The organism is Nonomuraea bangladeshensis, assembly GCF_039529455.1.
GTDB classification, from domain to species: Bacteria; Actinomycetota; Actinomycetes; order Streptosporangiales; family Streptosporangiaceae; genus Nonomuraea; species Nonomuraea bangladeshensis.
In genome coordinates this window covers 746,262-765,862 of the sequence record NZ_BAAAMV010000001.1, presented here as the reverse complement: position 1 = coordinate 765,862, position 19,601 = coordinate 746,262, and the positions used below count along the sequence as shown (strand labels likewise).

General features: G+C 71.3%; 19 protein-coding genes. 15 read left to right on the top strand and 4 right to left on the bottom strand.

Going from position 1 to position 19,601, the window contains the following annotated elements:
- Nucleotides 1-5 precede the first annotated feature (5 nt).
- A complete protein-coding gene (locus ABD292_RS03300; RefSeq protein WP_344205076.1) occupies nucleotides 6-509 on the bottom strand; it encodes a hypothetical protein in 504 nt (167 codons plus the stop codon).
- 222 nt (nucleotides 510-731) lie between these two features.
- On the opposite strand from ABD292_RS03300, the gene rimP reads away from it, so the two are divergent.
- The 8 genes from rimP to truB all read left to right on the top strand — a co-directional run bounded on the left by rimP (nucleotide 732) and on the right by truB (nucleotide 8,611).
- Nucleotides 732-1,217, top strand: a complete 486-nt coding sequence (rimP, locus tag ABD292_RS03295) for a ribosome maturation factor RimP (protein ID WP_344205075.1) — start codon at nucleotides 732-734, stop codon at nucleotides 1,215-1,217.
- 12 nt (nucleotides 1,218-1,229) lie between these two features.
- Nucleotides 1,230-2,234 carry a transcription termination factor NusA gene (gene nusA / locus ABD292_RS03290; RefSeq protein WP_091092351.1) on the top strand — a complete coding sequence of 335 codons (1,005 nt, stop codon included), beginning with the start codon at nucleotides 1,230-1,232 and terminating at the stop codon, nucleotides 2,232-2,234.
- The gene (locus ABD292_RS03285) at nucleotides 2,218-2,526 is read left to right on the top strand and encodes a YlxR family protein (protein WP_344205074.1); all 309 of its coding nucleotides are present in this window, start codon (nucleotides 2,218-2,220) and stop codon (nucleotides 2,524-2,526) included. The genes nusA and ABD292_RS03285 overlap by 17 nt, the downstream gene beginning before the upstream one ends.
- Before the next feature lie 112 nt (nucleotides 2,527-2,638).
- Nucleotides 2,639-5,770 (top strand): translation initiation factor IF-2, encoded by a 3,132-nt coding sequence (gene infB / locus ABD292_RS03280; RefSeq protein ID WP_344205073.1) that lies wholly within the window; start codon nucleotides 2,639-2,641, stop codon nucleotides 5,768-5,770.
- 120 nt (nucleotides 5,771-5,890) lie between these two features.
- Nucleotides 5,891-6,187: a DUF503 domain-containing protein gene (locus ABD292_RS03275; RefSeq protein ID WP_329583269.1), complete on the top strand. Its 297-nt coding sequence runs from the start codon at nucleotides 5,891-5,893 to the stop codon at nucleotides 6,185-6,187.
- Nucleotides 6,188-6,227: 40 nt separating this feature from the next.
- The gene (rbfA, locus tag ABD292_RS03270) at nucleotides 6,228-6,713 is read left to right on the top strand and encodes a 30S ribosome-binding factor RbfA (protein ID WP_344205071.1); all 486 of its coding nucleotides are present in this window, start codon (nucleotides 6,228-6,230) and stop codon (nucleotides 6,711-6,713) included.
- Nucleotides 6,710-7,741 carry a DHH family phosphoesterase gene (locus ABD292_RS03265; RefSeq protein WP_344205070.1) on the top strand — a complete coding sequence of 344 codons (1,032 nt, stop codon included), beginning with the start codon at nucleotides 6,710-6,712 and terminating at the stop codon, nucleotides 7,739-7,741. Before rbfA ends, ABD292_RS03265 begins: the two co-directional genes overlap by 4 nt.
- Complete coding sequence (gene truB / locus ABD292_RS03260; protein WP_344205068.1) at nucleotides 7,742-8,611, top strand: tRNA pseudouridine(55) synthase TruB; 870 nt, start codon at nucleotides 7,742-7,744, stop codon at nucleotides 8,609-8,611.
- Nucleotides 8,612-8,622: 11 nt separating this feature from the next.
- On the opposite strand, the gene ABD292_RS03255 is transcribed toward truB, so the two are convergent.
- Nucleotides 8,623-9,654, bottom strand: coding sequence for a TRM11 family SAM-dependent methyltransferase (locus tag ABD292_RS03255; protein ID WP_344205066.1), 1,032 nt, complete (start codon nucleotides 9,652-9,654; stop codon nucleotides 8,623-8,625).
- 81 nt (nucleotides 9,655-9,735) lie between these two features.
- Between ABD292_RS03255 and ABD292_RS03250 the strand changes: the two genes are divergently transcribed.
- The 6 genes from ABD292_RS03250 to ABD292_RS03225 all read left to right on the top strand — a co-directional run bounded on the left by ABD292_RS03250 (nucleotide 9,736) and on the right by ABD292_RS03225 (nucleotide 16,549).
- Entirely contained in the window at nucleotides 9,736-10,662 is a 927-nt protein-coding gene (locus ABD292_RS03250; protein ID WP_344205065.1) for a bifunctional riboflavin kinase/FAD synthetase, read from the top strand.
- A 180-nt stretch (nucleotides 10,663-10,842) separates the two neighbouring features.
- Nucleotides 10,843-11,112 carry a 30S ribosomal protein S15 gene (gene rpsO / locus ABD292_RS03245; protein ID WP_091092336.1) on the top strand — a complete coding sequence of 90 codons (270 nt, stop codon included), beginning with the start codon at nucleotides 10,843-10,845 and terminating at the stop codon, nucleotides 11,110-11,112.
- Nucleotides 11,113-11,404: 292 nt separating this feature from the next.
- Complete coding sequence (locus ABD292_RS03240; RefSeq protein WP_344205063.1) at nucleotides 11,405-13,753, top strand: polyribonucleotide nucleotidyltransferase; 2,349 nt, start codon at nucleotides 11,405-11,407, stop codon at nucleotides 13,751-13,753.
- Nucleotides 13,750-15,060, top strand: coding sequence for a M16 family metallopeptidase (locus tag ABD292_RS03235; RefSeq protein WP_344205061.1), 1,311 nt, complete (start codon nucleotides 13,750-13,752; stop codon nucleotides 15,058-15,060). Before ABD292_RS03240 ends, ABD292_RS03235 begins: the two co-directional genes overlap by 4 nt.
- 88 nt (nucleotides 15,061-15,148) lie before the next feature.
- Complete coding sequence (dapB, locus tag ABD292_RS03230) at nucleotides 15,149-15,886, top strand: 4-hydroxy-tetrahydrodipicolinate reductase (protein ID WP_344205060.1); 738 nt, start codon at nucleotides 15,149-15,151, stop codon at nucleotides 15,884-15,886.
- A gap of 180 nt (nucleotides 15,887-16,066) precedes the next feature.
- A complete protein-coding gene (locus tag ABD292_RS03225) occupies nucleotides 16,067-16,549 on the top strand; it encodes a GNAT family N-acetyltransferase (RefSeq protein ID WP_344205059.1) in 483 nt (160 codons plus the stop codon).
- A 271-nt stretch (nucleotides 16,550-16,820) separates the two neighbouring features.
- On the opposite strand, the gene ABD292_RS03220 is transcribed toward ABD292_RS03225, so the two are convergent.
- Nucleotides 16,821-17,543: an AAC(3) family N-acetyltransferase gene (locus ABD292_RS03220; protein WP_344205058.1), complete on the bottom strand. Its 723-nt coding sequence runs from the start codon at nucleotides 17,541-17,543 to the stop codon at nucleotides 16,821-16,823.
- Between the two features lie 410 nt (nucleotides 17,544-17,953).
- Here ABD292_RS03220 and ABD292_RS03215 point away from each other — a divergent pair, with 410 nt between their 5' ends.
- Nucleotides 17,954-19,237 carry an MFS transporter gene (locus tag ABD292_RS03215; protein ID WP_344205056.1) on the top strand — a complete coding sequence of 428 codons (1,284 nt, stop codon included), beginning with the start codon at nucleotides 17,954-17,956 and terminating at the stop codon, nucleotides 19,235-19,237.
- A 51-nt stretch (nucleotides 19,238-19,288) separates the two neighbouring features.
- Here the strand turns inward: ABD292_RS03215 and fxsA are convergent, their stop codons facing one another.
- Nucleotides 19,289-19,474: an FxSxx-COOH cyclophane-containing RiPP peptide gene (fxsA, locus tag ABD292_RS03210; protein ID WP_344205055.1), complete on the bottom strand. Its 186-nt coding sequence runs from the start codon at nucleotides 19,472-19,474 to the stop codon at nucleotides 19,289-19,291.
- Nucleotides 19,475-19,601: the final 127 nt, after the last annotated feature.

Sequence of the window (19,601 nt, the reverse complement as noted above, 5' to 3'; positions counted from 1 at the left end):
CCCGTTCACAGCGACTTCGGCAGGGCGACGACGTGCGCGGCCTCGCAGGCGCCGATGCTGGCGATGAGCTGCGCCATCCCGGGGGAGATGCCCGCGAGCTGCTTGGGCCGCAGCGCCGCCGCCTTGCGCTCCAGCTCGCGCAGCCGCGACAGCGACGGCTTGTCCGGCTCGGCCGAGCCGGAGGGAGCGGGCGAGCCCGAGGGGGCGGGGGAGCCGGACGGGCCAGGGGGCGAAGAGCCGAGGCTGGTGACGTGCTTGCGCAGCTCGTCCAGGTGCGCCTGGTGACGGTCGCGGAAGGGCGTGAGCCGCTCGCCGCCGTCGGCGATCACCGCCGAGTAGAGCGCGATCGTCCGCTCCTTCTCCGCGATCAACTGCTTCACGAGAACCGTCTCGGGCGAGTCGGGGGCGGGCGTGGCCGGCTGCCGGGCCGGCCCGGAGGCGCTGCAGCCGGCGAGCGCGGCCACTCCGCCCGCCAGCAGGCCACGACGGGAGAGGTGACGCGGGCGCACGAGCGGGAACCTCCTGTTGTCACTGACGCAGATAGCATCGTACGGTCTGAGCCCGCGAACGCCGCCAGGCGACGCTCCGCCATTCGGCCGTGACGAGTGGCGCTCTTTCTGTGCCCTCGTACGGATAGGGTGTCAACTGTCGTCGCTGGCCCGAGCGGCCGGGCGACGGGGAGCCAGTGGCGAGGTCCGCCCGGCTGAGACTTGACAATAGGGGAGGTCGATATGGGCAGCGCATCACCCCGCGACCACCTGATGAAGCTCCTGGAGCCCGTGGTCAGCGCGGAGGGCCTCGATCTGGAGGACATCACGGTCACCCAGGCGGGCAGGAGACGCGTGCTGCGTGTGATCGTCGACCGCGACGGCGGCGTGAGCCTCGACGACATCGCCGACGTGAGCCAGGCCGTCTCCGAGGCGCTGGACGACGACGACGCGATGGGGCAGGCGGCGTACACGCTGGAGGTCTCCTCGCCGGGCGTCGACCGCCCCCTCACCGAGCCGCGCCACTGGCGTCGCGCGGCCAGGCGTCTGGTGAAGGCGGAGCTGCGCGACGGCAGCGTGGTGGAGGGCCGGATCACGGCCGCGGACGACGCCGGCGTCGATCTCGACGTCGAGGGCGCGCCGCGCCGGCTTGAGTACGAGGACCTGGCCCGCGGACGGGTGCAGGTGGAGTTCCGCCGCATCGACGACGTCGACGGCGACGAAGGCTAAGGGGGAGCCGCCGTGGACATCGACATGAGCGTCCTGCGCAGCCTCGAACGGGAGAAGGACATCTCCTTCGACCTGGTGGTCAAGGCGATCGAGGACGCGTTGCTGATCGCGTACTTCCGGACCGAGGGCGCGGCCTCGAAGGCGCGGGCCGAGCTCGACCGCGCCAGCGGTCACGTCACGATCTGGGCCGCGGAGCTCGGCGACGAGGGCGAGGTGGTCAGGGAGTTCGACGACACCCCTGGCAACTTCAGCAGGATCGCCGCCACCACCGCCAAGCAGGTCATCCTGCAGCAGCTCCGCGACGCCGAGGACGAGATCAACTTCGGCGAGTTCGCCAGCCGTGAGGGCGAGCTGGTCTCGGGCGTCATCCAGCAGGGCAAGGACCCTCGCGTGGTGCTGGTCGACCTCGGCAAGATCGAGGCCGTCCTGCCGCACGCCGAGCAGGTGCCCGGCGAGGACTACGTGCACGGCGAGCGCATCCGCGCCTACGTCGTGCAGGTGAAGAAGGGCCACAAGGGCCCCTCCGTCACCCTCTCGCGCACGCACCCCGGCCTGGTGAAGAAGCTGTTCGCGCTGGAGGTGCCGGAGATCGCCGACGGCACCGTGGAGATCGCCGCCGTGGCCCGGGAGGCCGGCCACCGCACCAAGATCGCGGTACGGTCGCGCAAGCCCGGCGTCAACGCCAAGGGCGCCTGCATCGGCCCGATGGGCTCGCGGGTGCGCAACGTGATGACCGAGCTCCACGGCGAGAAGATCGACATCATCGACTGGTCCGAAGATCCCGCCGAGTTCGTGGGGAATGCCCTGTCTCCCGCGCGTGTTTCCCATGTCGAGGTTCTCGATCTCGACGGCCGGGTCGCGCGGGTGACCGTGCCCGACTACCAGCTTTCCCTGGCCATCGGCAAAGAGGGGCAGAACGCCCGGCTCGCGGCGAGGCTCACGGGCTGGCGGATCGACATCCGGCCTGACACCCAGGCGGAGGATGCCGCCGGTTCCGTAGATGCGTCAAAGCGGTAAGCTGGAATATGGTGGCCGTAGGGGTCCTCAGCGCACGTGTGTGGGCTGCAGGGTTCGCACGGCCAAGTCCGAGCTGCTCCGCCTGGTGCTGGACGGAGACCACGTGGTCCCCGACCTGCGAGGACGGCTTCCAGGCCGAGGTGCGTCGCTGCATCCGGCCTTGAGCTGTCTGGAGCTCGCCGAGCGGCGGCGGGCGTTCCTGCGCGCGTTTCGCGTGCCGGGTCCGCTCGACGTCTCGCCCGTGCGGGCACACCTGGAGGAGAACCCCATGTCATGTAGGACGCCGAGTTGATGGGCGGAGTCAGATTGCTATGAGCGCCTGATGAGCACGCGGCGATGAAGACGTCAAGGTAGCGACGGTCCGGACGGCACAGCCAGCCTCCCGGGCCGAGTAAGGGAGTGCAGTGGCGAAGGTCCGGGTATACGAGCTCGCTAAGGAGTTCGGCGTCGAGAGCAAGGTCGTCATGGCCAAGCTCCAGGAGATGGGGGAGTTCGTCCGTTCGGCGTCCTCCACCATCGAGGCGCCGGTGGTCCGCAGGCTCACCGAAGCTCTGGGCGCATCGAAGGGTGGGCCCTCCAGGGGCGGCGGACAGCCGTCCAACAGGCCGCAGCCGCCAAGGGCTGCGCACCGGCCGGCCGAAGGCCAGGCCGGCAACGGCACGGGGCAGGCTCCGGTGCCTGCTCCTCCGCGTCCGGGCCCGCGGCCCGGTCCGCGTCCGGGTCCGCAGAGCGGCCCGCAGGTTCCTCAGGCTCCGCAGGGGCCCCAGGGTCCGCAGGGCCCGCAAGGCCCTCAGGGCGGACAGCCCCGCCCGCCGGTTCCCATGCCTCACCAGCAGCAGCCGCAGGCCGCGCGCGGTGAGGCGTCCCAGGCTCCGCAGGCGCGCTTCGAGAGCGGCGCTCCGGCTCGGCCGACCCCGGGTCCGCGTCCCGGCCCGGCTCCGCGCCCGGCCCCCGGCCCCAAGCCGGGTCCGCGTCCCGCCCAGCAGGGCGGTGGCGGTGCGCAGGCGCCGCGTCCCGGCGCGCCCGCAGGCGGCGGCCCGCGTCCCGGCCCCAAGCCGGGCCCGCGCGGCCCGCGTCCCGGCAACAACCCGTTCTCGTCCAACGCCAGCGGCATGGGCCAGGCGCCCAGGCCGCCGCGTCCGGGCGGCGGCCAGCGTGACGGGGGCCCCGGCCCGCGTGGCGACCGCCGTGACGGCCCGCCGCGCGACGGCGCGATGCCGCGTCCCCCGCAGGGCCGCGGCGGCGACCGGCCCACTCCCGGCCCGCGTCCCGGTCCGCCCCCCGGCGGTCCGCGTCCGGGTCCCGGCGCCGGTGGCGCCGGTGGTCCGCGTCCCGGTGGTCCGCGTCCCAACCCGATGATGATGCCGCAGGGCCGTCCTGCCGGTCCCGGCGCGGGCCGTCCCGGCGGTGGCCCTGGTGGCGGCGGCGGTCGTCCCGGTGGCGGCGGTGGCCGTCCCGGTGGTGGCGGCGGTCGTCCCGGCGGCGGCGGGTTCGCCGGCCGTCCCGGCGGCGGTGGCGCGGGTCCGCGCACCGGCACCGGTGGTCCCGGTGGCGGCGGCGGTGGCTTCGGCGGCCGTCCCGGCGGCGGTGGCCGTGGTCGTGGCGGCGGCACCGCTGGTGCCTTCGGCCGTCCCGGTGGCCGTCCGGCCCGCGGGCGCAAGTCGAAGCGGCAGAGGCGCCAGGAGTTCGACAACATGTCGGCGCCGTCGATCGGCGGCGTGCAGGTCGCGCGCGGCAACGGCGCGACGATCCGCCTCCCGCGCGGCGCGTCGCTGTCCGACTTCGCCGACCGCATCGGCGCCAACCCCGCCTCGCTCGTGCAGATCATGCTGCACCTCGGCGAGATGGTGACCGCCACGCAGTCGGTCAACGAGGAGACGCTGCAGCTGCTCGGCGCCGAGCTCGACTACGACATCCAGGTCGTGAGCCCGGAGGAGGAGGACCGCGAGCTTCTCGAGGCCTTCGACATCGAGTTCGGCGAGAACGAGGGCGACGAGGACGACCTCGCCGCGCGTCCGCCGGTCGTGACCGTCATGGGTCACGTCGACCACGGTAAGACCAAGCTGCTCGACGCCATCCGCAACACGAACGTGGTGGCGCGCGAGGCGGGTGGCATCACCCAGCACATCGGTGCTTACCAGGTCGCCGCCGAGCACGAGGGCGAAGAGCGCAAGATCACCTTCATCGACACCCCGGGTCACGAGGCGTTCACCGCCATGCGTGCCCGAGGCGCGAAGTCGACCGACATCGCGGTGCTGGTGGTCGCGGCCGACGACGGCGTCAAGCCGCAGACGATCGAGGCGCTCAACCACGCCCAGGCGGCCGACGTGCCGGTCGTGGTCGCGGTCAACAAGGTCGACAAGGAGGGGGCCGACCCCAACAAGGTGCGGGCCCAGCTCACCGAATACGGCCTGGTCGCCGAGGAATACGGCGGCAGCACGCTGTTCGTCGACATCTCGGCGAAGAACGGCACCGGCATCGAGAACCTCCTCGAGGCGATCCTGCTGACCGCCGACGCCGAGCTCGACCTGCGGGCCAACCCGACGATGGACGCCCAGGGCATCGCCATCGAGGCGCACCTCGACAAGGGCCGCGGCCCGGTCGCGACCGTCCTGGTCCAGCGCGGCACGCTGCGCGTCGGCGACTCGATCGTCTGTGGCGAGGCCTTCGGCCGCGTCCGGGCGATGCTCGACGACACCGGCGAGCCGGTCGACGAGGCCACGCCGTCGCGTCCGGTCCTGGTGATGGGTCTGACGGCCGTGCCGAGCGCCGGTGACAACTTCATCGTCGTCACCGACGACCGGATGGCCCGGCAGATCGCCCAGCAGCGCGCGGCGCGCAAGCGCAGCGCCGAGATGGCGAAGTCGAGCCGTCGCCGCACCCTCGAGGAGCTGTTCAGCGACCTCGAGAAGGGCCGCGTCGACGAGCTCAAGCTCATCATCAAGGGTGACGTGTCCGGTTCGGTGGAGGCCCTGGAAGACGCCCTGCTCAAGATCGACGTCGGCGACGAGGTCAGGCTCCGTGTCCTGCACCGCGCGGTCGGCGCCATCACCGAGTACGACGTCAACCTGGCGGTCGCCGACGACAACGCGGTCATCATCGGCTTCAACGTGCGGCCCGAGCCGCGGGCACGCGACCTGGCCGAGCGCGAGGGCGTCGACATCCGCTACTACTCGGTCATCTACCAGGCGATCGAGGAGATCGAGGCGGCCCTCAAGGGCATGCTCAAGCCGGAGTTCGAAGAGGTCCAGATGGGCACCGCCGAAGTCCGCGAGGTCTTCAAGGTGCCGAAGATCGGCAACATCGCCGGTGCTCTGGTCCGCTCCGGTCTGATCGTCCGCAACAGCAAGGCCAGGGTGATCCGCGATGGCGTCGTCATCGCCGACAACCTGACCGTCTCGTCCCTGCGTCGCTTCAAGGATGACGCGACCGAGGTCCGCGAGGGCTTCGAGTGCGGCATCGGTGTCGGCTACAACGACATCAGGATCGACGACGTGATCGAGACGTTCGAGATGCGGGAGAAGCCGCGCGTGTGACACGCGGCCGGGCGCCCGGCGGGACCTCCGCCGGGCGCCTCTCGCGCGCCCTGGCCTGCTCCCCACCGCAGCAGGACGGGCGCGCGCTCAGCACACCAGGCCAAGCGGTGGTGACCAACGATGTATGTGGGTGCTCTGACCCTGGACATCCTGCTCGGCGACGTACGCTCGCTGAAGCAGAAGCGCTCCGTCGTACGGCCGCTGATCGCCGAGCTGCGACGCCGTTACCCCGCCATCGCGGTCGCCGAGACCGGGTGCCACGATCTTCATCGCAGAGCCGAGGTCGGCATAGCGGTGCTTTCCGCCTCCGCGGGTAACTGCAAAGAGGTGATGGACGCCTGCGAGCGGATGGTGGCCTTCCGTCCGGAGATCGAGCTGCTGTCGGCCAGGCAGCGTCTGTACCACGACGAGGATTGAACGACTAGCACGGCCAGATCGTGCGTGAGGGGGAGCCAACATGGTGGATGCCGCACGAGCGCGCAAGCTCGCCGACCGCATCCAGCAGATCGTCGCCGAGATGCTGGAGCGACGGATCAAGGACCCGCGTCTCGGCTTCGTCACCGTGACCGACACGCGCGTCACCGCTGACCTGCGCGAGGCGACGGTCTTCTACACGGTCTTCGGCTCCGAGGCCGAGCGGGCCGACAGCGCGGCCGCCCTGGAGAGCGCCAAGGGGATCATCCGTTCCGAGGTGGGCCGCCAGACCGGTGTGCGCTTCGCCCCGACGCTGACCTTCAAGCACGACCCGCTGCCCGACAGCGCCCGCCACCTGGACGACCTCATCAACGCGGCGCGGGCGCGCGACGCCGAGGTGGCCAGGCAGGCGCAGGGCGCCTCCTACGCCGGCGAGCCCGACCCCTACCGCAAGCCCGAGGAGGAGGACGACGACGAGCTCGCCGACCTCCAGGGGAGCGAGCGCGCGGCCGGGGACGACCAGGCGTGACGCCGGACGTACGCGACCGGGCCGAGCGGCCGCCGCGGGCCCGGGCGGGCGCGGGCCACGGCATCCCCGAGAGCGCGTGGAAGCGCGCGCTGCGGCTGATCGACTCGGCCGACGAGATCGGGCTGGCCTGCCACGTCACGCCCGACGGCGACGCGCTCGGCTCCATGCTGGCCGTGGCGTTCACGCTGCGCGCGATGGGCAAGCGGGTGCGGGCGTCGTTCGGCGACCGGCACTTCGCGGTGCCGCGCCTGCTGCGGTTCCTGCCGGGGCAGGAGATGCTGGTGCCGCCGGCCGAGTTCCCTGCCGCGCCCGAGCTGGTGATCACCTTCGACTCCTCGACGTTCGAGCGGCTGGGGCTGCTCAGCGGCAACACCGCGCGGGCGGCCGAGGTCATCGTGGTCGACCACCATCCGGCCGGCGCCGGGTTCGGCACGCTGGGGCTCATCGACGCCCACGCGGCCGCCACGGCGATGCTGGCCGAGCAGCTCATCTACCGGCTCGGCGGGCGGCTCGACCGCGACATCGCCACGTGCCTCTACGCCGGCCTGGTCACCGACACCGGCTCGTTCCGCTACTCCTCCACGACGCCCGCCGTGCACGAGATGGCGGCCCGGCTGGTGGCGACGGGGCTGCGCACCGATGAGATCGCCCGCGAGCTGTGGGACCGCTCGCCGTTCGGCTACCTCAAGGTGCTGGCGGCGGCGCTCGACCGGGTGCGGCTGGAGGACGGCCTGGTCTGGACATACGTCACGCGGGTCGACCGGGCCGCGCACGGCCTCCCGTACGCCGAGATCGAGGGCATCATCGACGTCGTGCGCCGCACCGACGAGGCCGAGGTGGCGGTCGTGCTCAAGGAGGACGACGAGGGCGCCTGGCAGGTGTCCACCAGATCCAAGGGCGCCGTCGACGTGGGCGCCGCGTGCGCGGCCCTGGGCGGCGGCGGCCATCACAACGCGGCCGGCTACACCTCGCACGACGGCGTCGAGGACACCATGGCCGCACTCAGGAGAGAGCTGGGAAAGGCGTAGATGGCCGAGAGCGGTCTGATCATCGTCGACAAGCCGGGCGAGTGGACCTCGCACGACGTGGTGGCCAGGATGCGGCGCCTCGCGGGCACCCGCCGCGTGGGCCACGCCGGCACGCTCGACCCCATGGCGACGGGCGTGCTGGTGGTCGGCGTGGAGAAGGCCACCCGGCTGCTCGGCCACCTGACGCTGACCGAGAAGGTGTACGAGGCCACCATCAGGCTCGGCGTCACCACCAACACCGACGACGCCGAGGGCGAGGTCACCGCGACCGCCTCGGCGGCCGGCGTCACCGCCGAGGAGATCCGCAAGGGCGTCGAGGCGCTGACGGGCGCCATCATGCAGGTGCCGCCGCAGGTCAGCGCCATCAAGGTCAACGGGCAGCGGGCCTACAAGAAGGCCCGCGCGGGCGAGGAGGTCGAGCTGGCCGCCCGGCCCGTCACGGTGCGGGCCTTCGACGTGCTCGGCGTGCACGCCCACGACGACGTGGTGGACGTGCACGCCGTCGTCACCTGCTCCAGCGGCACCTACATCCGCTCGCTGGCCCGCGACCTCGGGGCCGCGCTCGGCGTAGGCGGCCACCTGACGCGGCTGCGCCGCACCCGCGTCGGCCCGTACGACCTGTCGCTGGCCAGGACACTCGACGAGCTCGCCGAGCGGTGCGTGATCCTGCCCATCGGGGAGGCGGTCGCCGCGGCGTTCCCGCGCCGGGACGTCACAGCCGAGGAGGCGAGGATCATCGGCCACGGCGGCCGGCTGCCCGCGGCCGGGCTGGGGGAGGGGCCGATCGGCGTGTTCGGCCCGGACGGCACGCTGCTGGCGCTGGTCGAGGAGCAGGGCCGCACGGCCAGGCCGCTCGCGGTCTTCGTCTAGGTCGGCTGCGTCTAGGCGGGCTTGCTCGCGACGATGACGTCGCGCACGATCGCCTGGTCCACCCAGTGCTCGAAGTCGGGGTAGTCCACGACCTCCAGGCCGGCGGCGGTCAGGACGGCGGCGAGCTCCTCGCGCTTGCCGCCGTAGGTGTTCCAGGCGATGCCCATGGCCCCGCCGGGCCGCAGCAGCTCCGCCCAGATCGGCACCGCCCGGCGCAGCAGCTCCAGCGGGCTGCGCGACAGCCCCGAGCCGCCCTTGCTGCCGTGCTGGACGCCGTAGGGCGCGTCGGTCACCACCAGGTCGAACGAGTGCGGCTTGAAGAACTCCCTGCTGCGCAGCGTGTCGCCGTTGACCACGGCGAGGTGCTGCACGTCGCCGGCCTTGACCGCCTCCTTCGACGTCCCGAACGTGACGTTGAGCCGCCGCCCGGCGAGCGCCCGCTCCCGGCGCACCGGCACGGTCTCGGCGGTGTGCTTGAGCCGCTTGTTGCGCAGCCAGGTCTTGATGAATCCCGTGTAGGCCTCGAAGTCCTTGGCGTCGACGTCGAGGCCGTAGGCGTCGTAGCCGTACATGAGGGCCTGGTTGAGCGTGGTCCCCCGGCCGCAGAGCGGGTCGAACACCGACAGCCGCTCGCCGAGGCCCTTGCCCGAGGCCAGCGCGGTGACGTTGAGCAGCAGCTTGGTGAAGTGCTCGTTGGTCTTGCCGGCGTATTTCTGGATGGTGATGAGGTCGCTGCTCAGCCGGTCGAGCGGCCGTACGGGCAGCGGGCGCAGCAGCGGCTCCTCGCCCTCACCTTCGACGCCGAAGAGCGCGTAGACCGACGACAGGTTGGACAGCAGCGCCACGTCCCGCTCCGCCAGCGGCGCGGCCGTCTCGAACGTCACGTAGGGGACGCCGCCGAACACGTGCTCCTCGCTCCCGGAGAGCTCCGCCCGCAGTCCGCGCGCGCCGAAGACGGCCAGCTCGCTCCTCGTCAGCCGGACGGAGCTGTCGGCGTAGACCCGGTTGAACGCAGGCAGGATCAGAAGCGCGTATCGAGGCATGATGGCCGAGTGTAGCCCCCTCGATTGGAGGTCACGGCCAGGCGCGTGGCAGGCTTGTGTGGTTCGATCCGCGACGAGCGAATGGGGTCCGGCGTGCAGGGTTCGGGTAGGTCTGTCGTCACCGTCGGCGTGTACGACGGAGTGCACCGGGGCCACCAGCGTGTCCTCGGGCGGGCCGTCGCCGTCGCGCGCGAGCGGGGGCTGCCCGCCGTGGCCGTCACCTTCGAGCCGCATCCCGACGAGGTCGTGCGTCCCGGCACGCACCCGGCCCGGCTGACCGGTCCCCGGCGGCGCGCCGAGCTGCTGCGCGCGCTCGGCGTGGACGAGGTCGAGGTCCTGCCGTTCACGCTGGAGCTGTCGCGCGCCGACGCGGCCGAGTTCGCGCGGACGGTGCTGGCCGAGCGGCTGCGGGCGGCGGCCGTGATCGTGGGGGAGGGGTTCGCCTTCGGGCGGGACGCCGGTGGCGATGTCGAGACATTGCGGGCGCTGGGCGACAAGTACGACTTCACGGTGGAGGTCCTGCCCCCGGTGGCCGGGGTGTCCTCGACCGCCGTCCGCGAGCACATCGTGGCAGGGGACGTCGAGGGCGCGGCGGCGCTGCTCGGCCGGCCGCACCGGGTGGAGGGCGTGGTCGTGCGCGGCTACCAGCGCGGCCGCCAGCTCGGCTTCCCCACCGCCAACGTCGAGACGCCCCCGCACACCGCGATCCCGGCCGACGGCGTCTACGCCGGCTGGCTGGAGTGCGTGCCCGTGGCCAACCTGCCCGCCCTTTACCCCGGCGAGCGGTGGCCCGCGGCCATCTCGGTCGGCACCAACCCGACGTTCGAGGGGGTGCCGCGCACGGTGGAGGCGTACGCGCTGGACCGCGACGACCTGGAGCTCTACGGCGCGCACGTGGCGGTCGACTTCGCCGCCCGGCTGCGCGGCAACACCCGCTTCGAGTCGATCGAGGCGCTGATCGAGCAGATCCAGGCCGACGTCGAGGCCGCCCGCCGGCTGACCGCGTGAGGCCCCGGCGCGGCGCTCGCCCGAGCACCGCGCGTGGGATGGTAACCTTGCATGTCGGCTCTGTGACGGCAGCGCTTTCGCGCCTTCGCCCACGTCGGCCATTCTCGCGGCGACTGTAGGCACGCACGGTCGTTCGCGCTTTTGTCACATCCACGCGTGTCCGTAGTCAGAAGGAGAGCCGTGTCCCTCGACACCGCTGCCAAGAAGAACATCATCAGCGAGTACGCCACCGCCGAAGGCGACACCGGCTCGCCCGAGGTGCAGATCGCGCTGCTCAGCAAGCGCATCAGCGAGCTGACCGAGCACCTCAAGACGCACAAGCACGACCACCACAGCCGCCGCGGCCTGCTGCTGCTCGTCGGCCGCCGCCGTCGTCTGCTGAAGTACCTGCAGAAGGTCGACATCCAGCGCTACCGGACGCTCATCGAGCGCCTCGGTCTGCGCCGATAACATGGAAAGGGAGCGGCGCAGGCCGCTCCCTTCTTCATATGGGTAGAGCAACGGCGTGAGGCGCGTGGCGAGATGAAATCAGCCCCGCGCCTGACGTACAACTGAAGATCCGAGACACACAGCCCCCGCGTCCGCTCAGCACCATGCGACCCGCGACGCCTGCGGGCCGGTCCTCGGTAGTGGCTTCCGGTAAGAACGCACGTGACCGGGCGCTTCGATCGAAGACCGGCGCTGCACCTAACGAGGGTGCCGGTGAAAAGGGCGCGGGAGACCGACCACAAGGAGGTCCCCCGTGGAGGGTGTCCACACCGCTGAAGCCGTCATCGACAACGGCTCTTTCGGCACGCGCACGATCCGGTTCGAGACCGGTCGTCTGGCGCGGCAGGCGGCCGGTTCCGCGGTCGCCTATCTCGACAACGAGACCATGGTCCTGTCGGCCACCACGGCTTCCAAGACCCCCAAGGAGCAGTTCGACTTCTTCCCGCTGACGGTGGACGTCGAGGAGCGCATGTACGCGGCGGGCCGCATCCCCGGCTCGTTCTTCCGCCGTGAGGGCCGGCCGTCCGAGGACGCCATCCTCACCTGCCGCCTCATCGACCGGCCGCTGCGCCCGTCGTTCGTCAAGGGCCTGCGCAACGAGGTGCAGGTCGTCGCCACCGTCATGGCGCTGCACCCCGACCACCTCTACGACGTGGTCGCCATCAACGCCGCGTCGCTGTCCACGCAGCTCGCCGGGCTGCCGTTCTCCGGCCCGATCGGCGGCGTGCGCGTCGCGCTGATCGACGGCCAGTGGGTGGCCTTCCCGACGCACCCCGAGCTGGAGCGGGCCACGTTCGACATGGTCGTGGCCGGCCGGGTGCTGGCCGACGGCGACGTCGCCATCATGATGGTCGAGGCCGAGTCCACCAAGGACACGCTCAAGCTGGTCTCCGAGGGCGCGGTCGCGCCCACCGAGGAGGCCGTGGCGCAGGGCCTGGAGGCCGCGAAGCCGTTCATCAAGGTGCTGTGCGAGGCGCAGTCGCGCATCGCGCAGGTCGCGGCCAAGGAGACGGCCGAATACCCGGTCTTCCTCGACTACCAGGACGACACCTACGCCGCCGTCGAGGCCGCGATCAAGACCGAGCTGGCCGCCGCGCTCACCATCGCCGGCAAGCAGGAGCGCGAGAACGAGCTCGACAAGGTCAAGGCGCTGGCCGCGGAGAAGCTGCTGCCCGAGTTCGAGGGCCGCGAGAAGGAGATCAGCGCCGCCTTCCGCGCCGTGATGAAGAAGCTCATGCGCGCCCGTGTCATCAGCGAGGGCGTACGCATCGACGGCCGCGGCACCAAGGACATCCGCGAGCTGTCCGCCGAGGTCCACGTGGTGCCGCGGGTGCACGGCTCGGCGCTGTTCGAGCGTGGCGAGACCCAGATCATGGGCATCACCACCCTCAACATGCTGCGCATGGAGCAGGTCATCGACACGCTCAACCCCGACCGCACCAAGCGCTACATGCACAACTACAACTTCCCGCCCTACTCCACCGGCGAGACCGGCCGCGTGGGCTCGCCCAAGCGGCGCGAGATCGGCCACGGCGCGCTGGCCGAGCGGGCGCTGATCCCCGTGCTCCCCACGCGCGAGGAGTTCCCCTACGCCATCCGCCAGGTCTCCGAGGCGCTCGGCTCCAACGGCTCGACCTCGATGGGCTCGGTCTGCGCCTCGACGATGTCGCTGCTGGACGCCGGCGTGCCGCTCAAGGAGATGGTCGCGGGCATCGCGATGGGCCTGATCGGCGAGGGCGACGACTACGTCACCCTGACCGACATCCTCGGCGCCGAGGACGCCATGGGCGACATGGACTTCAAGGTCGCCGGCACCCGTGACGTCATCACCGCCCTGCAGCTCGACACCAAGCTCGACGGCATCCCCGCCTCCGTGCTGGCCGCCGCGCTCAAGCAGGCAAAGGGCGCCCGCCTGGCGATCCTCGACGTCATGCAGGAGGCCATCGACCGGCCGGCCGAGATGAACCCGACCGCGCCGCGCATCATCACGATCAAGGTCCCGGTCGACAAGATCGGCGAGGTCATCGGCCCGAAGGGCAAGATGATCAACCAGATCCAGGACGACACGGGCGCCGAGATCACCATCGAGGACGACGGCACGATCTACATCGGCGCCACCGACGGCCCGTCCGCCGAGGCCGCCCGGTCGGCGATCAACGCCATCGCCAACCCGCACATGCCGGAGGTCGGCGAGCGCTACCTGGGCACGGTCGTCAAGATCGCCGCCTTCGGCGCGTTCGTCTCGCTCATGCCCGGCAAGGACGGCCTGCTGCACGTCTCGCAGATCCGCAAGCTGCACGGCGGCAAGCGGATCGAGAACGTCGAGGACGTCATGGGCGTCGGCGAGAAGATCCAGGTCGAGATCGCCGAGATCGACGGCCGGGGCAAGCTGTCCCTGGTGCCGGTCGAGGTCATCGAGAAGGAGGCCGCCGAGCGCGAGGCCAAGGCCGCCACGGCCGGCGAGGGCGACGAGGGCGATGCCCCGCAGGCCGACGCCGACGCCGCGCCCGCCGAGGAGCGTTCGGAGCGCCCGCGCCGCACCCGCACCCGTGTGCGCACCCGCGGCTCGGCCAACGGCGAGGGGGACGACCGCAACTCGTGAACACCACGACGCTGCACCCCGGTAAGGACGGAGCCGGGGAAGTCAAGCGCACCGTCCTCCCCGGTGGGCTGCGTGTGGTGACCGAGACCATGCCGACCGTGCGTAGCGTCGCGGTCGGCATGTGGGTCGGCATCGGCTCGCGGGACGAGGCCCCCGAGCACATGGGCGCCACCCACTTCCTCGAACACCTGCTGTTCAAGGGCACCCCCACGCGGGACGCGATGGAGATCTCGGCCTCCGTCGAGGGCATCGGCGGCGAGATCAACGCCTTCACCGCGAAGGAATACACCTGCTACTACGCGCGGGTGCTCGACGAGGACCTGTCGATCGCGGTCGACGTCCTCGCCGACGTGGTGACCAGCTCGCTGGTGACCGAGGACGACGTGGAGTCCGAGCGCGGCGTGATCCTGGAGGAGATCGCCATGCACGACGACGACCCGTCGGACGTCGTGCACGAGCAGTTCGCCGCGGCGCTCTACGGCGACTCGCCGATCGGCCGGCCCATCCTCGGCACGGTCGAGTCGATCAACGCGCTCGGGCGCGAGCGCATCGCCGAGTACTACCACCGCTACTACCGGCCGCGCCGGACCGTCGTCTCCGTCGCCGGCAACGTCCGGCACGAGGAGGTCGTCGAGCTGGTCGCGCGGGCGTACGAGCGGGCCGGCGCGCTGAGCGGCCCCGCCGAGTACGAACCGCCGCGCACCAGCGGCCCCGGCGCCGGGCCGCGTCCCGGCGTCCGGGTGCTCGACCGGCCCACCGAGCAGGCCAACCTGGTGCTCGGCACCACCGGCCTGTCCCGCACCGACGACCGCCGCTTCGCGCTGGGCGTGCTCAACGCGGCGCTCGGCGGCGGCATGTCGTCGCGGCTGTTCCAGGAGATCAGGGAGAAGCGCGGGCTGGCGTACTCCGCCTACAGCTACACCTCCGCCTACGCCGACACCGGGCAGTTCGGCATCTACGTCGGCTGCCTGCCGACGAAGATCGACGACGTGCTCAAGATCTGCCGGGACGAGGTGGCCCGGGTGGTCGCCGAAGGGCTGAGCGAGGAGGAGATCGGGCGCGGCAAGGGCCAGATGCGCGGCGGCCTCGTGCTCGGGCTGGAGGACACCGGCTCGCGCATGTCCAGGATCGGCAAGAACGAGCTCGTCTACGAGGAGCTCATGTCGGTGGACGAGGTGCTGGCGCGCATCGAGGCGGTCACCTCCGAGGAGATCGACGAGATCGCCCGCGACGTGCTCAACCGGCCGCTCACGCTCGCCGTGATCGGCCCCTACGGTGACAAGGACTTCACCGAAGCGATCCGCTGAACGGCGGCCTGACGGCGGCTTGACGGCGGTGGACGGCCCTCGCGCCCGGCGCGGGGGCCGTTCGCGTGCCTTGGGATAGGGTTGCCCTGTGATCAGGGTAGGTGTGCTGGGCGCGCTCGGGCGCGTGGGCGTCGAGGTGTGCAAGGCGGTCGAGGCGGCTCCCGACATGGAGCTGGTGGCCGCGCTGGACAAGGACGATCCCCTCGAAGGGCTCACGGGCGCGGAGGTGGTGGTCGACTTCACCCATCCCGACGTCGTCATGGACAACCTCGAATGGGCGATCTCGCACGGCATCCATCCCGTGGTGGGCACGACGGGGTTCGACGAGGGGCGGCTGGCGACCGTACGCGCTTGGCTGGGGGAGAACCCCGGCACCAACTGCCTGATCGCCCCCAACTTCGGCATCGCCGCGGTGCTCATGATGCACTTCGCGCAGCAGGCGGCCCGCTACTTCGAGTCGGTCGAGATCGTCGAGCTGCACCATCCCAACAAGGCCGACGCCCCGTCCGGCACCGCCCGCCGTACGGCGGAGCTGGTGGCCGAGGCCCGGGCCAAGGCCGGGGCGGGCGCGATGCCCGACGCGACCAGCACCTCTCTTGAGGGCGCCCGTGGGGCCGACGTCGGCGGCGTGCACGTCCACGCGGTGCGCCTGGCCGGCCTGATCGCCCACCAGGAGGTCCTGCTGGGCGGTGACGGCGAGATCCTCACGATCCGGCACGACACGATGAGCCGGTCGGCGTTCACGCCGGGGGTTCTGCTGGGCGTGCGCCGGGTGCGCGAGCTTCCCGGCCTCACGATCGGCCTGGAGCCCCTGCTCGACCTGTGACCAGCTCGACCTGTGATCGGCTCGACCTTGTGATCGGCACGGCCGCACGACGTGCCCACCAGGCGGTGGGCCGGTGGGCACGCCGTGAGGAGAGGGTCCCGGCTCCGCACAGCCGGGCCTACGATCACCCACACTAATAACGGCGTGCGCGATCGGCCCGAAGGATGAGATCGTGTCGGCGTGGTGCGATGGGCTGATCCTGAAGAACTCCCCGGTCTCGTGGCGGTCGAGCTGGCGGCCGACCGGCTCTTCGAGCAGGTCGGCATCACGTTCCCGCCGGGCACGACGATGATCGAGGAGGCCGGCGATCCCGGACTGGTCCTGGTCGAGGGCGAGCCGCCGGCCGGGTTCGCGCTGATGGGCCAGGTGGACGGGCACCTCCATCTCGACCAGCTCGCCGTGCATCCTGAGAGCATGCGCCGTGGCATCGGCGGCAGGCTCGTGACGGCCGTCCTCGACCACGCCCGCGCCGTCGGAGTTCCGCGCGTGACGCTGACCACCTATCGCGACGTCCCGTGGAACGCCCCCTGGTACGCCCGTCACGGCTTCGCCGCCCTTCCGCCGGAGGAGTGGGGGCCGGAGCTGCGCGCGCTGGTGGAGCACGAGCGCGCGCTGGGCCTGGAGGTCGCGCCGCGCGTGGTGATGAGCGCCGCCACTGGCTGAGTGCCGCGGGCGCGTGATGGCGGGCGTTTCATGGCTGGGCCGAGGGTGTCTGGCGGCGAGGCCGGTGGATCTGACGGCGGGCGGGTGGGGCCTGAAGGCGGGTTGGTAGGGCCTGACGGCGGGCCGGTGGGATCTGACGGCAGGCCGGTGGGGCCTAACGGTGACCCCGTGGCGTGGGCCCCTGACACTGACGTTCGTAGGCCCTGACGGTGGCGTCCCGTGGGCGTCCGAGGATGGGAGCGGCGGGACCTGCGGCGACGGCCGTGGCCGTCTAAGGGCGGGGGCGGTGGGTGGCGAGCCAGTCGGTGGCGTGGTCCACGGCGGCTCGTAGGGAGAACAGGCGCGCCTCGGCCGCCCCCACCCGTCCCCGTCGCACGGCGCCCGTCTGCTCGAACGCGGTCCCCAGCGCGGGGAAGTCGCTCGCGTCCAATTGCACGTCCTCGAACTCGGTCCACCGTCGCCCGTCCCCGTCGTCCACCACCGCCCGGTAGGTGCGCCGCGGCGGACGGTCGGCGCAGCGGTACTCGGCCAGGTGGAAGGCGGTGCACCGGTCGTAGCCGACGCCGAGCAGCAGGACCTGGGCGTCGGCGTCGTACAGGCGGGCGAGAGGGGAGCGCTCGCCGAGCAGGCAGTCCCGTGCGTGCCCGTCGGTGATCTCTGCCGCCCTGGCCCCGACGGCGGCGATCGAGGTGTGCGGGTGGGCGCTGCGCCGCGCTCCCGGCAGCGTGCGTACGTGCTCGGCGATCACCCCCATCCCCTGCGACGGGGTGGTGGCGGGATCGAAGGCCGGCATGCGCTCGCGGTAGGCGGTGACCTCCTCGGGCGTCATCCCGGCCACGGCCGCGCGGTAGAGGGGGGAGGTGTCGGAGTTCCCGGCGGTGCCGGCGGGGACGGCGAGCGTGCCGTCGTCGCCGAGCACCTCGCGCAGGGCCGCGACCACGGTGGCGGCGCCGCCTTCGGTGGGGCCGACCTGGCGCAGCGAGGAGTGCAGCATCACCACCTGGCCGCAAGCCACACCAAGAGCTGAAAAATCACGACTCAAGGCATTAAAGGTGTATATCGGGCACTTAAGGCTCTTAGTCGTCACAAGATCATCCGATCAGGCGCAGGGGGTACTGTCGAGGCTCTTCAGTCATTCTTCGCCGTTCTGTTGATCATGGCGGCATAAATGCCACGCCGACGACGGTATAGTGACGGACCAGAAAGAGTGCCGGATGCGTATGCCAGGGTGTTGTCCCCTATACTGCAACGGGTCGCGGCTGGTAAATACCTGGTAAGTAGTCCCATCCCCCACGTAAGAGGCGGCTTGTGTCATGCTCGACCGCTTATGACCGAAAGGTCGGGTTCGAAAAGGCAGGGGGCGTGGACGAGACGGCTGACCACACGCGGCTTAAAGCGGCAAAAATGCCGATAAAGGCCGGGTTTGGTCCGATCTGGGCTGGTTCGGCCATTTCGACAGTCGGCACGCGCACGCTCGGCGTCGCCTATCCGCTTCTCGCCCTGGTGCAGACGTCCTCACCCGCCGCCGCAGGCTGGGCCGGGTTCGCGCTCACCCTCCCCATCCTGCTCTTCTACGTGCCCGGCGGCTTTCTGGTCGACCGGATCTCGCCTCGCCGGGTGATCCTGTGGGTGGAGGCCGGTCGCCTGCTCAGCGTGGCCTCCGTGCTCGTCGCCATGATGTTCGGCGGGCCGTCGCTCACGCATCTCCTGCTGGCCGCCGCGGTCGAGGGCAGCCTCTGGGTGCTCTACACCCTGGCGGAGTCGGCCCTGCTGCCCGCGATGGTGCAACCGGCCAGGATGCACAGCGCGCTCGCCAAGAGCGAGGCCGCGAGCCACTTCGCCTCGCTGGCCGGCCGGCCGCTCGGTGGCTATCTGTTCGGGGTCGGCCGGTTCGTTCCCTTCGTGGTCAACTCGGTCCTCTTCGCGATCTCCTACGCCCTGTTCTTCGGCTGGGGGCGTGACACGGGCCGGCACCCCAACCGGCCGTCACGGCTGCGGGACCTGGCCGAGGGCTTCCGCGAGCTCACCAAGCTGCCGTTCCTGGGCGGCTCGATCGTGGTGACGACCTTCACCAACCTCATGGTCAACACCCTGATCATGATCTACGTCGCCGGGTCGGGAGACATGTCCTCGCTCAAGGTCGGGATCGTGCTCGCGGCGGGAGGGGTGGGAGGCGTGCTGGGCTCGGCCCTGTCGTTCGTCCTGCCGCCCGTGCGCGGCGTGCTGCGGCTGCACCTGTGGATCTGGGCGTTCGCGCTCGTGCTGGCGGCGTTCGGCACGTACGTGAGCCTGCCGTCCTATTTCTTCGCCCTGGCCCTGGTGGCCACGGGCATCGGCGGCGCGCTGAGCAACGTCGCGATCAGGTCGGTGGAGGTCCACAAGGTCGATCCGGCGACCCTGGCCAGGGTCGTCGGCGTGTCGCGCCTGTCCTCGTACGGCGCGTTCTGCTTCGCCGCGCCCCTGGGCGGCTTCATGGTGGCCTGGGGCGACGTGCAGGGCGGCTCGGCGGTGCTGTGCCTGCTCATGCTGGCCGCGGCGGGGCTGAGCTTCTGGCCGCCGATAGGCACGCGGCTGACCCCGCTGCTGCCGCCCGACCTGCCGAGGCCCGAACTGCCGAGACTGCCGAGGATGCTCGGGGCGCACCGCCTGTCCCGGGACCTCGTGCCCTCACCCGGCGTTGAAAGGTGAGTTTCGCGGCCATTCATCAGGAAAGGCCGGTTGCGACAATTTCGCGTGCCGTCATCGTCCGTGGCGGTCGGTGGACAGCCCCGCCAGGGAGTTGCCGAAGGCCGCGACGTCTCCTCCCTCGTCGAGACAGGACGTCATCGCCGCCCGGAGCGCCGCGCTTTCCACCGACAGCATGTCCGCCAAGGAAAGAGCGCTGACATCGATCAACGTGCCCTGCTTCTGATGCCCGTCACGCATGGCGCACTCCATCCGTTTCGGTCGCCCGCATATGAACCGATGCGCGAGCGCGTTCTTCATTGTGGCTATTTAGCATTCTGTGACAGCGCGGTGCGCTAATCAACCTCTAGTATGGAGTTCTACGGTT